The 15095-nt window shown below is 39.7% G+C and carries 14 protein-coding genes; 6 read left to right on the forward strand and 8 right to left on the reverse strand.

The genetic code is table 11. The features are described from left to right. Positions 1-992, reverse strand: a 992-nt coding sequence (locus tag ABWY16_RS01175) for a glycosyltransferase family 4 protein (RefSeq protein ID WP_353902818.1), incomplete at its 3' end; no start/stop codon positions are given. A gap of 90 nt (positions 993-1082) precedes the next feature. On the opposite strand from ABWY16_RS01175, the gene ABWY16_RS01180 reads away from it, so the two are divergent. Beyond that, positions 1083-1898, forward strand: coding sequence for a glycosyltransferase family 2 protein (locus ABWY16_RS01180; protein ID WP_353902819.1), 816 nt, complete (start codon positions 1083-1085; stop codon positions 1896-1898). Here the strand turns inward: ABWY16_RS01180 and ABWY16_RS01185 are convergent, their stop codons facing one another. Together ABWY16_RS01185 and ABWY16_RS01190 are read right to left on the reverse strand one after the other, a co-directional pair. After that, positions 1899-2837 carry a nucleotide-diphospho-sugar transferase gene (locus ABWY16_RS01185; RefSeq protein ID WP_353902820.1) on the reverse strand — a complete coding sequence of 313 codons (939 nt, stop codon included), beginning with the start codon at positions 2835-2837 and terminating at the stop codon, positions 1899-1901. It abuts the gene before it with no gap. A gap of 21 nt (positions 2838-2858) precedes the next feature. Further along, on the reverse strand, positions 2859-4688 hold the full coding sequence (locus ABWY16_RS01190; RefSeq protein WP_353902821.1) for an ABC transporter ATP-binding protein: 1830 nt from the start codon (positions 4686-4688) through the stop codon (positions 2859-2861). A 148-nt stretch (positions 4689-4836) separates the two neighbouring features. Here ABWY16_RS01190 and ABWY16_RS01195 point away from each other — a divergent pair, with 148 nt between their 5' ends. Then, the gene (locus tag ABWY16_RS01195) at positions 4837-5592 is read left to right on the forward strand and encodes a glycosyltransferase family 2 protein (RefSeq protein ID WP_353902822.1); all 756 of its coding nucleotides are present in this window, start codon (positions 4837-4839) and stop codon (positions 5590-5592) included. A gap of 9 nt (positions 5593-5601) precedes the next feature. On the opposite strand, the gene ABWY16_RS01200 is transcribed toward ABWY16_RS01195, so the two are convergent. The 3 genes from ABWY16_RS01200 to ABWY16_RS01210 form a co-directional block, all read right to left on the reverse strand. Further along, the gene (locus ABWY16_RS01200) at positions 5602-6561 is read right to left on the reverse strand and encodes a glycosyltransferase family 2 protein (protein WP_353902823.1); all 960 of its coding nucleotides are present in this window, start codon (positions 6559-6561) and stop codon (positions 5602-5604) included. 12 nt (positions 6562-6573) lie between these two features. Then, on the reverse strand, positions 6574-7374 hold the full coding sequence (locus ABWY16_RS01205) for a glycosyltransferase family 2 protein (protein ID WP_353902824.1): 801 nt from the start codon (positions 7372-7374) through the stop codon (positions 6574-6576). Between the two features lie 84 nt (positions 7375-7458). Then, positions 7459-8337 (reverse strand): glycosyltransferase, encoded by an 879-nt coding sequence (locus ABWY16_RS01210; RefSeq protein ID WP_353902825.1) that lies wholly within the window; start codon positions 8335-8337, stop codon positions 7459-7461. A 4-nt stretch (positions 8338-8341) separates the two neighbouring features. On the opposite strand from ABWY16_RS01210, the gene meaB reads away from it, so the two are divergent. Next, positions 8342-9331, forward strand: a complete 990-nt coding sequence (gene meaB / locus ABWY16_RS01215; protein WP_353902826.1) for a methylmalonyl Co-A mutase-associated GTPase MeaB — start codon at positions 8342-8344, stop codon at positions 9329-9331. Position 9332: 1 nt separating this feature from the next. On the opposite strand, the gene ABWY16_RS01220 is transcribed toward meaB, so the two are convergent. Both ABWY16_RS01220 and ABWY16_RS01225 read right to left on the reverse strand, forming a co-directional pair. After that, positions 9333-9989 carry a glycosyltransferase family 32 protein gene (locus ABWY16_RS01220; RefSeq protein WP_353902827.1) on the reverse strand — a complete coding sequence of 219 codons (657 nt, stop codon included), beginning with the start codon at positions 9987-9989 and terminating at the stop codon, positions 9333-9335. A gap of 1 nt (position 9990) precedes the next feature. Continuing rightward, positions 9991-11295 (reverse strand): aminopeptidase P family protein, encoded by a 1305-nt coding sequence (locus ABWY16_RS01225; protein WP_353902828.1) that lies wholly within the window; start codon positions 11293-11295, stop codon positions 9991-9993. Between the two features lie 169 nt (positions 11296-11464). On the opposite strand from ABWY16_RS01225, the gene ABWY16_RS01230 reads away from it, so the two are divergent. The 3 genes from ABWY16_RS01230 to recG form a co-directional block, all read left to right on the forward strand. Then, positions 11465-12799, forward strand: a complete 1335-nt coding sequence (locus ABWY16_RS01230; RefSeq protein ID WP_353902829.1) for an OmpA family protein — start codon at positions 11465-11467, stop codon at positions 12797-12799. Between the two features lie 129 nt (positions 12800-12928). Beyond that, the gene (locus ABWY16_RS01235) at positions 12929-13309 is read left to right on the forward strand and encodes a RidA family protein (protein WP_353902830.1); all 381 of its coding nucleotides are present in this window, start codon (positions 12929-12931) and stop codon (positions 13307-13309) included. A 5-nt stretch (positions 13310-13314) separates the two neighbouring features. Next, the coding region (gene recG, locus ABWY16_RS01240) for an ATP-dependent DNA helicase RecG (RefSeq protein ID WP_353902831.1) at positions 13315-15095 on the forward strand (1781 nt) is incomplete at its 3' end.

Raw genomic sequence — 15095 nt, forward strand, 5'->3', positions numbered from 1 at the left:
TTTTGTCCCTCATTCAGAATTAGATTTTGCATGGCATGTACCATGTCTTCAATGGAAAGAGGATCAAAATACATTGCTGCATCTCCGGCTATTTCCCTGAAACAGCCAGTATCACTTAACAGTGTCGTGCAACCATTCTCAAAAGCTTCGAGAACGGGAAATCCAAAGCCCTCAAGCAGCGAGGGGCTTACGTAGAACAAGGCTTGTTGATATAATGAAGCTAGCTCTTCATCTGTAGCACTAAACAGCAGCGTTTTATCCAGAATGCCTGTCCTAAGTAAAAATTCACTTTCCACAATATCGAAGGGTCTGCCGGTACAAACGAGTTTGATATTTTTAAAACGCAAACTTATTTCTTTAAAGGCGGTTGCAAATCTGTAAAAATTTTTATAGCCGAAGCGATCTCCAATAAACAGTATAAAAGGTTGGTTTATTGCGTTAAAAATTGGTACAGGTTGCAGATTCTGCGTTTTCAAACCATGATAGATAACGCTGATTTTTTCATCAGGAATGTTATAAAAATGTTGAAGGTCAGATTTCGTACTTTCTGAGATTGCAATAATATGATCGGCTTTGGTGATTGTCAATCTCTTATATCTTACATAAATATCAAATGGTTGAAAAAACTCTGGATATAGCTCATGAATCATGTCGTGAACAGTAAGTACAAATGGTTTCTTCAGGTTATTTAAAAAATAAGGATCGTAATATGTTGGATGAAAAATATCGAATTCATTATCTTTTAGTTTTTGAATTGAAAATTTTCTGTTATATATCAGTTGTCGTTTATGCTTCTTAAGTGCATAATTAATCAAAGGATTGCTTATGAATTTATCGTCCTTAAGATAGTAATTGTCTGTTTTCAGAAGGCTTATCTGAATATTATAGTTCCTGTCTTCCCGAAGATGATGATATATATTGGCGAAATATCTTGAAATCCCGCCAAATTGCTGCATGTCAAAAGTCTGATGATCCATTAATACATTTATCATAAGTCAAAATTATTAAAAAAAAGTCATACTTAAGAGTAGAAGTAATCTTTCAATTGAAATTCGGTATCTTCGCGATAAAATAAGAGATTTATGATTAATATGTATCAGGGGGGATATTCATTTTCTTCAAGCCAAAGTTCTATTAAAGACAGCAAGCTTCCATTGATATCAATAATAACAGTTGTCCGTAATGGTGAACAGTATATGCAATCGTGTATAGATTCCGTTCTCACTCAATCTTATCCAAATATTGAACACATCATCTTAGACGGAGGGAGTACAGACCGTACGGTTGAGATTTTAAAAAAAAATAACGATCAAATTGCATTCTGGCAAACTGAACCTGATCATGGAATTTATGATGCGATGAATAAGGCTATACAGCATTGTTCGGGTAAATGGTATATGTTTTTAGGAGTTGACGATTCGCTTATGGGTGGATTTTCTGAATTGGCACAACGTCTGACCTGTGAAAACACTGCCTATTATGGTTGTGTTATATACCGTGGAGTACCCCAGTATGATGGTGCTGTAGATCGTTTCAAGCTCGTCAGATCAAATATCTGTCATCAGGCACTATTCTATCCCAGAGTTGTATTTGATGAGCATAAATATGATGTTGCATACAAAATAGCTGCAGATAATGTATTGTTGCTGAGACTTTGGAAAGAAAAGAAAATCAAATTCGAATACCATGAACTGATTGTTGCTGTATTTAATCACACAGGAATTTCCGGATATGATTGGGACAGGTTATTCTTCAAAAATCGTAGTAAACTGATCTACGAACATTTGGGAGCACTCCCATATTTATACCATCTCTATCTTTTATTTGAAGAGAAAGCCAATAAAAAGATTATGAAACGTGTAAATAAGGTGAAAAAGCTGATGAAAAGATTAAATTAATCAATTTTTCCTGATCGTTGATTTGAAGGATTTCCATGATCGTGAAAATATGGTTTTCTTTTTTACCGGTGCTACATAACTTTCTTTTTCCTGCGTAAATATGTCTGCCTGTACATGAGGTATAATGAATTGGGGATGTTTGATTGATGTGATCTCTTCATTTAGAACAGCTGAATAAATGTGATCCGCGTCAAAAGTATGTGTAGCCTGTGTACCAAATCCAATATTGCTAATCAAATTTGAGTTTGGAATTACAGATAAACCATTGTTAACAAGGTTTGCGTAGGCATACTGATAATCCCAGGTATCTATTTTTCCCTCATATGTCTTTTCCAGTGCTTCCAGCCAACCTTCTTTAAAAGGATAGTGGCTTGGGCAATTGTTGATATATTCCTGTTCCTTAAATGTGGGGAAGCTGCTTAAATCAACGTCATATGTCTTCCATACTCTTCTCCAGCCGGCCCAGCCCCAAACATGAGTAAGATTTGAAAAATAATAACTCGCATTCCCCCGTACCTGTCCACATTGCAAATTAGATCCGCCAATATGGGTAATTCTTCTATCGTGACGATAGTGGGCCAATAAAGATGAGCAGAAACCAAAGAAACTCTCCGAGGGCAGGCAATCGTCTTCCAGAATTATACCTTCTTCCTCCTGCTGAAAGAACCAGGTGATACCTTCGCTCATTGCAACTTTGCATCCTTTGTTGTGTGTCGAAAAATTAGTAAAAACTTCGCAGTCCCAATTTATGTCAAGCGATATTTTCCTGGTTTGCTCACATACACTTTCTTCTTCCGGTGTGCGGGGACCGTCGGCGGACAAATACAACCTTTGAGGTTTTGCTTTTCTGATTTCTTCAAAAACTTTTGCAGTTGTATCGGGCCGGTTAAATATTAAAAAGAGGACCGGTGTGTTTTTGTTATATATTACATCACTCATCTCAGCGATAATAAAAAGTTATTAATTGGTAAATGCCTGCATGTCAATTAGTCTTTTGTATAGCCCTTCTTGTTTAATCAGTTCTGAGTGGCTACCTTGCTCTATGATCTGCCCCTTGTCAATTACTATGATTTTGTCAGCGTGCTGTATTGTACTCAATCTGTGGGCAATAATAATGGAGGTGCGGTTTTTCATTAAATTATTCAGTGCTTCCTGAACCAGTTTTTCTGATTCAGTATCAAGGGCGGAAGTAGCTTCATCTAATAGCATAATTGGAGGATTTGCCAAAATAGCCCTCGCGATACACACCCGTTGTTTCTGTCCACCTGATAAACGGTTACCCCTATCGCCAACATAGGTTTGGTAACCATGTTCTGTTTCCTGAATGAAGGAATGCGCATTTGCGATCTTTGCAGCAGCTTCAACTTCTTCTTCTGTTGCATCAGGATTTGCGAAAGCAATATTGTTAAAAATGGTATCGTTGAATAAAATAGATTCCTGATTTACTGTACCCATCTGCGCACGTATGCTTTCGACCGTAAGATCTTTATAGCTGTATCCGTCAATTTTTAAAGTACCCGATTTAGGATCGTGAAAACGCGGAATGAGATCCATCAAGGTACTCTTACCACCACCTGAAGGTCCAACTAATGCTATAGTAGTGCCCTTTTCAATATGCATATTAATGTTCTTCAAAACCTCTTTGTCACCATAACTAAAAGTAACGTTCTCAAAGGATAATGCATGTTGAAAACCACTTAATGATGTAGCTCCTGGTGAGTTAACTACTTCGGCTTTGGTGTCAATCAGATCAAGGACCCGTTCTCCTGCGGCAATACCAGAATGTATGCCGCTAAATGCATCTGTAAGTGCTTTTGCAGGTCGCATTACCTGAGAAAATACTGCTATGTAAGCAATGAACTGGCTAGTTGACATTGCCCCCGGCTGATTGCTGATGATCAGGCTACCTCCATACCAAACTATAAATGCCACCATCATAATACTTAAAAATTCAGAAACGGGAGAACCGAGCTGTTGCCTTCTGATCATTTTTCTGTTTAAGTTGGAATAAAAAATATTTTCGCGTTGAAATTTCCCTTTTATCCTTTCAGTGGCATTAAAGGCTTTGATGATCTTAATCGCACCAAGTGCCTCATCCAAAAAACCAATCATCTTTGCAAAAGATTCATGTGCTTCTTTGGCTTGTTGTTTAATTCTTTTCACTATTTTACTGATAATAAATCCGGAAATAGGAATGACTAATAAAGAAAATAGAGTTAGTTTTACTGAAATTGATAACAAGATCAGAATATAGGCAATAAGGGTAAGTGGTTCCTTGAATACGACTTGCAGTGTATTGGTCACAGTATATTGGACAACCCCAACATCAGAAGAAACTTTAGACATAATATCACCCTTTCTTTCATTGTTAAAATATCCTACATGCAGGTTCATTACATTTTCAAATACTGCTTTTCTCATATTTAAAAGTGTGTGCACTCTTAGATCTTCCATGATACGCTGTGAGAAATACTTGAATATATTGGATAGTAAAACGCAGACTACGATCACAACGCAGACATAAGTGAGTGTCTGTGCCTGACCGTTTGTGACAATTGAGTGGTTTACAAATTCTTTGAATTGGCCTGTAATGTTAAATGCAGATACTGCTTTATCTGACATGGTTGGTGACACCGGGGCATCCTTACTGATCAGTGTTTCAAATAGCGGAGCTAGCAAGGTAAGGTTAAGTACGCCAAATAAAACAGCTAGTAGTGTTGCAAGTACATAGGGTATAGCGAATTTTTCTATGGGTTTGGCAAATGAAAGTAATCTAAAGTATGTTTTCATTAAAAAGAATTAAAGTACGAAGGTACGCATAGTTAGCCTACAGACCTATTTTCGACTAAAATAGCTATTTAATGCTACTGCAGACATGTTTTTCTTTAAACCTTCATTATGCCGGGCAGAAAAATTAGATTTGAAAAAATATTTTCAAATGAATAAAGAAACTGAGCCGGGTAAATTGATTACCATCATTATACCTGTCTACAATGCGGAAAAGTACATTGCAGGATGTTTGGAGTCAATTTTTAAATTACAGTCACTACCTATTGAAGTCCTTGTTCTGGATGGGGGAAGCACTGATCAAACCATAGATATTTTGTCACAATTCAATAATAGCATTTTAAAATGGAAATCTGAACCTGACAAGGGGATCTATGATGCTATGAATAAAGGGATTAAAATTGCCTCAGGCCGATGGCTGTATTTTATGGGGGCAGATGACCGGGTTTTACCTGGATTTGCGGATCTTGCCAGTAAATTGATGAATGAGGATACTGTTTATTATGGAAATAGTATACCCTTCTATGAAGAAGGGGTAACGGTAGATCCATATGGATTGTTAAAAGGTGCCTTTAGTCCATACAGGCTTGCAAAATATTGTATGAATCACCAATCGATTCTCTATCCCGCGCGGGCTTTCAGAGATTATTCTTACGAACTTAAATATAAAATAGCTGCTGATTACGCGTTCAACCTCAGGTTGTGGGGAGATGAAAAGTTCAAAAAAGAGTTCTTCCCAATTGATATCGTAAGTTATAATATGGGTGGATTTTCTGCAGGTAACAGTGATCAGATTTTCATTAGTGAGAAATCCAGCCTCATTAGAAAGAGAATGGGCTGGAGAGTGTACATAAGGTACCTGATCAGAGGGTTTAAAGATAAAAGCAGACACCGGAAAGGTGTATGATAAATTTAATTATTCTTTAATAAAGGCTTTAATGCGTGTGGATATCGGATCGGATTTAATTCCGAAAGGAAGCATGTGAAACAGCGTATTACGTGCTTTTTCTGCTCTTTTGCGAGAGAAAGAAAAGATATAATTAAAGGGAGTGATAAGTAAAAGCAATAACCAGATGTCAGGGCGGCCTTTTGTTTTAAGTTTCGCCCGCATGGCCGCGTAGTATTTTCTCAAAACAACGTTAGCGTCTTTGAAACGGCCTAAATATGCATCTCTGCGTTTAATGTCTAATTTATAATCTGCAATGAAATGATGATAGACCAGGTCTGCATCATAGAACAATCTATATCCTTTCAGAATCAACCGCAGACAGTATTCAGTATCTTCAGCAAATATGATATCAACATCATGTTCAATCAGAAAGGACGGATATGTTTTATACATTTCGAGATAGACAGATCTTCTGGTACTTAATCCTGCACCCCAAAGTATTGATCTTACAGGCATAATACCATGTTTTTTGGCTTGCGGCCCTACAGCGTATACAACCTCATAATTTTTAAACCAGTCTGGAAGAGGCTGGCCTTCAGTTACCGGAATACCACGTCCCCCAATTGCAGCAACTTCTGCTGTAGATTCAAATGTATCATAAATTCTTTTTGCATAATCTGGTGCCAGCCAGTTATCATCATCACAGGTGATCATGTATTCGTATTGAGCGGCCTTTATCGCCTTCTGCATTGCATACAGCTTACCAGGTTTTGGCTCATTGATCACGCTGAAGGAAACATTGCAGATTTTGTATTTGTCCCATTCTGATTGTCCTACTGCTGAAGAGTTGTCAGTGGAGGCATTGTCCACGAGAATAACCTCCCATGGTACTTCGGTAAGTGACTGCCTGGCGATATGCTCGATGGTTTTTCCAAGCCGGTCAGCGCCATTGTATGTACATATAATTATGGTTACTCCTTTTGTCATGCCAGTAGGTTTTTAGGCTTCAGTATAGCCCTGCGAAGTGGTTATTGATTTATCAGCAATTGTCTTTCTGTAAATTTTATCATTTGGCAAGGTGTTGTTCCTTGAATTGTCATTGTGAAAAATATGAAATCCAAGTGCGGCCATCTTTAATCGTTTTCTTTTTATTCCTGAGTGCAATAAACGGGCAGCAAATTCGTAATCTTCTCCGCCCCAGCCTTCAAATCTATTATCATATCCGTTAATACTGATATAATCTTTTCTCCAGAATGCGATGTTACAGGCTTTAATATGAAATGGGTTAGATGGAATAAAAGTAATAAGGCGACTTAAAAAAGGTGAACGTAAGGCATTAAACCTGCTGTATAATCCGGAGGAAAATATGGAGAAGTTGATTTCTTTTGTTTTAAGGATCTCCCTTGCCTTGTCTTCTTTAATCATTACCCTGCTTCCCTGTATGAAGAATCCGTGTTCTGCCGCTTTTAAATGATCAGCTATAAAATGAGGATGAATGATAATATCCCCGTCGATTTCTACAATATAAGACGAAGTGATGTTTTTAACAGCTTTATTTAAGATCAGGCTTTTTCTAAACCCCTTGTCTTCCTGCCAGATATGTTTAATATTTAAATTATGGCGGGATTTAAAATCTTCAATCAGTTTTTTGGTTTCTTCCCTTGAGCCGTCATCAGCGATGATTATTTCATCCGGAATCCTTGTCTGCTTCAGGATACCAGCCAATACCAATTCCAGCGCCTCAGGCCAATTGTAGGTTGAAATTAATAGTGCAATTGATATGGTTGGATTTGCTTGCATTCGATTTATATAATAAAAAACTAATCTGCAAATTTACGGGAATTATTGCGAAAGGCAAATTATACCTGGATAATAGCGCTATGGTTAAGAAATGATCTTGTAATTCTTGTATTCCCCTATTCTCCATCCCGTGACCTGTTCAATACGGTGAAGCATTAACCTGCGGAATGACAATGCTATCTTTTTAGGATTGTGTTTAAATACCCAATCCTGCGCGGCAATTGTTTTATGCATTGTTACCGGATGTGATTTGGTAAAGGGCGCAAGTATATCTGCAACAGTACCGAAATCAAAAGTTTGATAGGCAGCATACTGCTCTTCTGTTTTCTCCTGAGACTGGTAATAGTTATTGAAGCGTTTTACTTTTCCGAGCAGCAGATCCGGGTTTCTGCAGTAAGAATAATGGAAGATACGTGCATTAAGTAACTTAACATTTAGTTTTCTGCTGTTGACCTGGTTTTCATAATCCTGCTCAGAGGGATAGATCCTGAAACCCTGAGAATCTTTATAAGAGAATACTCCGGGCAGGTTTCTAACGATCCTGATTTCGCGGCGGTGCCAGCGCCTTGTGGTACCAATATGTTTGTAGTCGCCAATAAAATGATAAAAATTAAACAGGAACCCTTCGACTGACTGATCTTCCAGGTTATCTTTCATCGCCTGCTGTATTTCTGCCAGGTCATCTTCATGAAAAACCTCGTCAGACTGGATGTGGAATGCCCAGTCGCCCGTTACCGCCTTCAGCCCGATATTGGCCTGCTGCGCAAATACTTTACCTCCTTTGACCAGTTCATCGTCCCATTCTGTATCAATGATCCTTATTTTATCAGAGCCAATTGCTTCAATGGCTTCCCTCGTTCCATCGTCGGATTTCCCTACCACAGCGATAAATTCATCACAGATGGGAAGGATAGATTTGATAGATTCAATTACGGGATAACCATATTTGAAACTATTTCGCATATATGTGAAGCCACTAACTTTCATTCTTTATGGGATATGGGTATTTTATTTTGCCGGAGAATATATATTCTGGTTCTTTGCAGCAAAGATAGATTTAATGAAAACCATACCGCAATATTTATCTGAAATAAAAAAGGGTGATTATTTGTCTTTGGCACGGATGCTGACTTTAACGGAGAATGATTTATCCGGCAGTGCCGAACTGCTTCAGACGATGGAGATCAATCCTGATATTCCGGTAATTGGTGTTACAGGTCCTCCGGGAGCCGGTAAAAGTACGCTGGTAAGTTCAATGATCCACATATTAAGTCAGCAGCAGAAAAAAATTGCAGTCCTTGCAGTAGATCCAACTTCAGCGTTTAATCTTGGATCACTGCTTGGGGACAGGGTGCGGATGTCGGCACATTTTAACAATCCTCAGGTATTTATACGTTCTGTTGCTGCACGGGGCTCTGTAGGTGGACTTTCAGGAAAGATTATAGAAATGACGGATGTGCTGAGGGCTGCAAATTTTGATTATATCATTGTGGAAACCGTGGGAGTGGGACAGTCTGAAATTGAAATAGCCGGTCTGGCTGATATTACCATGATAGTTCTGGTTCCCGAAGCGGGCGATGAGATCCAGCACATCAAATCGGGTTTAATGGAAATAGGCGATGCTTTTGTGGTGAACAAGGCCGATAGGGACGGTGCGGGCAGTTTTGCCAGCAAACTTAAAAAAATGCTCCATCAGCGTATCAATGCTGTTCCTGTATTTGAAACAGTGGCAGATCAGCAGCAGGGGATACAGGAAATTGTGGAATGGTTGCAAAGCGCAGCTCCTCAGAGAAATGATAAAAAGATATTTTTATATGCTGAAAAGGCGTACAAACTGATTCAAAATGAAAGGATGCAACAAGTTTCCCGGATAGATTTGCAGCAACAAATTGCAAAAAATTATCATCAACCCGGGTTTAATTTGTATCAATTTATAAAACAGTACCAGCAGGACTAATTCATGAGGTCTTTAATACGGGGGTTGTCAGCTGCTTCTTTTTCCAGTGGTCGCCTTTTTCATATAAAAAGAATTTTCCCAGTTTATACTTTACTTTAAGATATCCGTTATAGTCAGTTCCCAGGACCCTGTGCGGAATGGCGGGATCATTATTCAAACATTCATCAATGGCAAGCGTATATACAGTTGGGCCTGTCATGCGGTGTACATCATGGGGATATTTATTCTGGCGGATATTATCAAGGACCATCTCTATTGTTTTTTCAAGAAAAGCATGTCCCGGGGCATAGATCAGTGCCCATTGTGCGTATAATGACGGATCGCCTTCCCTGGTAATGATCGCCACATCTTCTTCCCGGATAAAATCATCCAGTCTGCTGTTGATGCCACTGTCGATATCAACATAGATACCGCCTTTTTTGTAAAGTACAGCATATCTGAAGAAGTCTGCTTTTGCGGCGCCAATGTTTAATCTGCTGTAGAGCTCAAAAACCTCAGTCCCAAATTCCTGCTGCAGGAAAACTTTTATCCTGGCATCATCATAAAATTCGTAGGCGTAGGCAGGATTCTTTTTTCTGAATCTGGCGATATGCCATCGGGTTAGAAAGGGCAGCTTTGAGGACTTAAAAGTCTGATGTATGATTTTTGGTATTGACATGTTAAGATAAGATAGGTGTGCTGTTCATGATATCTTCAATTTCTTCAGCTTCAACAGGAATATGCTTCATCAGATCGATGTTGCCCTCCCGGGTAAGGAGGATATTGTTTTCCAGGCGGATGCCGAACCCCTCTTCGGGGATATAGATGCCTGGCTCACAGGTGAGCACATTTCCTTCGGCAAATGGGAGATAGCGGTTTGCAAGATCGTGCACATCCAGGCCAAGATGGTGACTGATGCCGTGCATAAAGTACTTTTTATACAGCGGATAAGCAGGATTTTGATTTTGCACATCTTTTAGGGTAATCAGATGAAGTGCAACAAGTTGTTCGGTCATCAGTTCGCCAACGTTCTTGTTATACTCAGTACCCGAAATTCCGGGCAGCAATATTTTTGTGGCCTCTTTCATTACATGAAGTACAGCGTTGTAAACTTCCTTCTGTCTTGGTGTAAATCTTCTACTTACGGGGATAGTCCGCGTCATGTCTGCATTATAATTTGCGTATTCAGCTCCAAAGTCCATCAGGATAAGGTCACCTTTTTTACAAATCTGGTTGTTGTCACTGTAGTGAAGAATGTTTGCATTTTTTCCGGATGCTATGATTGGCGGGTAAGCATGGCCGGTAGCCCTGCTCCTGATAAATTCATGAATAATCTCTGCTTCTATCTCGTATTCCCCTACTCCCGGGCGGGTAAACTTAAGTACACGCAGAAATGCATTTCCAGTGATGTCACATGCTTTTTTTATCAGATTTATCTCTTCATGTGACTTTGTGTCACGTAGCTGACGCATGATTGGCGCGGCCCTTTCGTAGTGATGAAGCGGATATTTCGCTTTCATGTGTTCAATAAAGCGGATATCACGGGAAGTAACTGTAGATGCTGATGTAACATTTTCATTCACATTCAGATAGATATGGTCTGCAAAAGCAATAATGCTGTGCAGAATGGAATCAAAATCTTCAATCCAACAGACCGACCGGATTCCAGAGGTTTTTTGCGCCGCAGTTTTTGTGTATTTATGGCCTTCCCATACCTGAATATGCTCATTTGTCTGTCTTAAAAACAGGACTTCCCTGTACAATGGGTTAGGACAATCGGGATAAATCAGCAGGATGGTCCGCTCCTGATCAATGCCTGAAAGGTAAAAGAGATCGGCGTTCTGTTTGAAAGGAAAGTCCTGATCACCACTTCTGTTGTATTCATCATTGGAAAGAAATATAGCTAATGAGTTGTTATTTAGGAGTTTCCGAAAATTAATTCTGTTTTCGATAAACAACTTGCTTTCTATATCTTCGTATTTCATGATAGGGCTGACTATATTGGCAAATAAAGTCAAATATATCCAAATCCTAAAATATGTTAAATTTGGAACGGTGTTTGTATACCTGTTGTGAGAAATAAAAATTTGTTTAATTTTGCTACACAAAAAAATTATACAGTTTAAATTTGTTTAACCTTAAAAAAGAAAAATTATGAATTATTCTACTTTGAAGAAGGGGCTGGCATTATCCTTTGTTACAGCTGTTGGAGTTTCGACTCTTGCATCTGCTCAGGATTCTACTGCAACTTCATCTTCAGCCAAAGTGTTTGGTGGAAGAGGCCAGTACAGAACTTGGTCAGTTGGTGTTAATGGTGGTGTTTTATCTCCGTTCGTTGCGATCGGTGGATCAAATGACTTCACTAATGCTGATGTAAACTTAGGCTATGGTGTTTCATTAAAGAAACAACTAGGTCACGCATTTGGTTTAGAAGGTAATATTTTCCGCGGAAAAATTTCTGGAACTAATAAAGATGCTACCGGCGGATCACAATTCGGCGTTAGAGAATTTGAAACTTCAATCGGTTACGCTGCTGACATCAGAGGCGTTGTTAACGTTGCTACTGTTGACTTCTTACGTCGTGAGAACTCAGTTAACTTCTTCGTTACTGCTGGTTACGGTTTAATCGCTTATGCTCCTAAAGTAACTTATGCATCAGGTGCAGTAGTTGACTGGAAAGACAATGCAGGTGATGACGGAACTAAAAAATACGTTAAAGAAGCTTACATCCCAGTTGGTGCTGGTGTGAAATTTAAAGTTTCTGACCGTGTTGCTTTTAACTTAGGTTACACTATGCACTTTGTTGACAGTGATAACTTAGACGGAGTTTATGCTAAAGCAACAACTAAAGATAAATTCTCATACGGTTACGCCGGATTAGAATTCTCATTAGGTTCGAAAGCTAAACCAGATTTAGAATGGGTTAACCCTTTAGCTTTGATGTATGATGAATTGAAAGATCCTTCATTGCGTCAAGAAGTTGAAGCATTAAAAACTCGCGTTTCTAACGTTGAAAAATCTGTTGAAGATTTGAAAAAAGATAGCGACGGAGACGGTGTTTCTGATCAATTCGACAAATGCCCAGGAACTCCTGCTGGTACTGCAGTTGATGGTTCAGGATGTCCACTTCCTGCTCCAGTTTCTACAGTTGCTACTAACGTAACTGGTTTCGAAACTATCCAATTTGAATTCAACTCTTCAGTTTTAAAAACTGAATCTTACCCTACTTTAGATAAATTATCTTCAGTGTTACGTGAAAACGGTGGTAAAGCCTTAGTAAAAGGTTACGCTTCAAGCGAAGGTACTGCTGCATATAACTTGAAATTATCTAAAGATAGAGCAAACTCTGTAAAAACTTACTTAGTTAACTCTGGAGTTAACGCTAGCCAGGTTACTACAAAAGGTTTAGGTGAAGCAAATCCAATCGCTTCTAACGATACTGAAGAAGGTCGTATCCAAAACCGTCGTGTTGAAACTTCAAGAAACTAATATTTCTTAAACAACATACAGAGAGAGGGCTTCGATTTATCGAAGCCCTCTTTTTTTGTGTCCTGTTTACCCCTGGCCTAATAGCTGATAAGGCAAACAGGAATCACAATTATTCTCTACATTTGTGTTATGAAGAAGATTATCAATACTACAGATGCTCCAGCACCTATCGGCCCTTACAGCCAGGCTGTCCTTGCGAATGGATTTTTATATATTTCCGGCCAAATCCCTATTAACCCTGCCACAGGAGAATTAACGATGGATTCGATCAAGTCGGAAACTGAACAGGTAATGCGTAATCTGAATGCCGTATTGCTGGAAGCTGGATTTGAGTTTTCAAATATCCTTAAAACAACCATCTTTCTGTCTGACATGAGTTTGTTTGCAGAAGTAAATGAAGTTTACGGATCTTATTTTGAGTCTGAATTCCCGGCGCGTGAAACGGTTGCCGTAAAAGGATTGCCAAAAGGAGTTAATGTAGAAATATCGGCTGTTGCCTATAAGGGATAAATATTTTGTTCGCTTCTGATCTGGATACCACAATAGAATTTTTAAAGGGCGTAGGACCAAAGCGGGCAGAGATCCTGCAAAAGGAACTGGGCATCTTTACGTATGGCCAGCTGCTTACCTATTACCCCTTCAGGTATATTGACAGAACGCGTTTTTATAAAGTCAGTGAACTACAGCCCGAGTTACCCTATGTGCAGATCCTGGGCAGGATAACCGGTAAGGAAACCATTGGCGAAAAACACAAAAAAAGAATTGTTGCCCGGCTTACAGATGAAACAGGAACCATTGAACTGGTCTGGTTTCAGAGTCTTAAATGGGTGGATGAAAACGTAGTACGCGGAAAGGTATATATAGCCTTTGGTAAACCCGCTGTATTTAATGGTTCGTTCAGTATCTCCCATCCTGAAATGGAAACTTATCCCCGCCCGGTGACGGTAACAGGAAATATGACTTTGCAGCCTGTCTACAATTCTACTGAGAAGCTGAAAAAGTTTTCACTGGATAGTAAAGGCATACAGAAGCTGCAGGCATTACTGATAGAGTACTGTTTACCTGATGTCAGGGAAACCATGCCGGCTTATATTCTTGACAAATATAAGCTAGTAGGCCGCCGGGAGGCCATGTTAAACATTCATTTTCCAAAAGACGCACTTTCTTTACAGCGTGCTGAGCGAAGACTCAAATTCGAAGAGTTATTCTTTATCCAGCTGCAGCTGCTGAGCAGTAAGCAGTTCAGGGAAATGAAGTTCAAAGGACACCTCTTCAGTACTGTTGGAGAGCGGGTAAACCATTTTTACAGGGAGATTCTCCCCTTTGCCCTCACTGATGCACAGAAAAGGGTAATTAAGGAAATCAGGATTGATACCCAGCGGGGGGTGCAGATGAACCGTCTGGTACAGGGTGATGTAGGCAGCGGAAAAACTGTTGTGGCGCTGATGAGTATGCTTCTTGCCAATGACAACGGTTATCAGGCCTGCATTATGGCGCCAACAGAAATCCTGGCCCGTCAGCATTATCATTCTATCGCTTCCCTGCTTGACGGGAAACTCGTTAAGGTAGATGTCCTCACAGGTAACAGCACAAAGAAGCAAAGAACCTTACTGCACCAGCAGCTCGAAGCCGGGGAGATAGATATCCTTGTAGGTACGCATGCACTGATTGAGGACAAGGTTAAATTCAAAAACCTTGGATTGGTGGTGATTGATGAGCAACATCGTTTTGGGGTAGAGCAAAGGGCCAAGTTATGGCGCAAAAATGATATCCCTCCCCACATACTGGTGATGACAGCTACGCCTATCCCCAGAACGCTTGCCATGACGGTATACGGGGACTTGGATGTATCTATGATAGATGAGCTTCCTGTGGGCAGGAAACCTATTGAAACGAGGCATCTGTTCGAAGGTCAGCGCCTGCGGATGTTTGGGTTTATGAAAACGGAGATTGCCAAAGGTCGTCAGGTCTATGTAGTGTATCCTTTGATTAAAGAAAGTGAAAAGTTAGACCTGCTCCATCTCGAAGCAGGGATAGAGCAAATGCGCTATCAGTTTCCCCTGCCCGATTACCAGATCAGTATCGTACACGGAAAGATGCCGAATGCGGACAAGCAATTTGAAATGCAGCGGTTTGTTGAAGGCAAGACCCAGATTATGGTAGCCACAACTGTAATAGAAGTAGGGGTAAATGTTCCCAACGCATCAGTGATGATCATTGAGAATGCAGAACGTTTTGGATTGTCCCAGTTGCATCAGCTGCGCGGAAGGGTAGGAAGGGGCGCGGAGCAAAGTTA

This window comes from Pedobacter sp. (assembly GCF_040513095.1).
GTDB lineage: Bacteria > Bacteroidota > Bacteroidia > Sphingobacteriales > Sphingobacteriaceae > Pedobacter.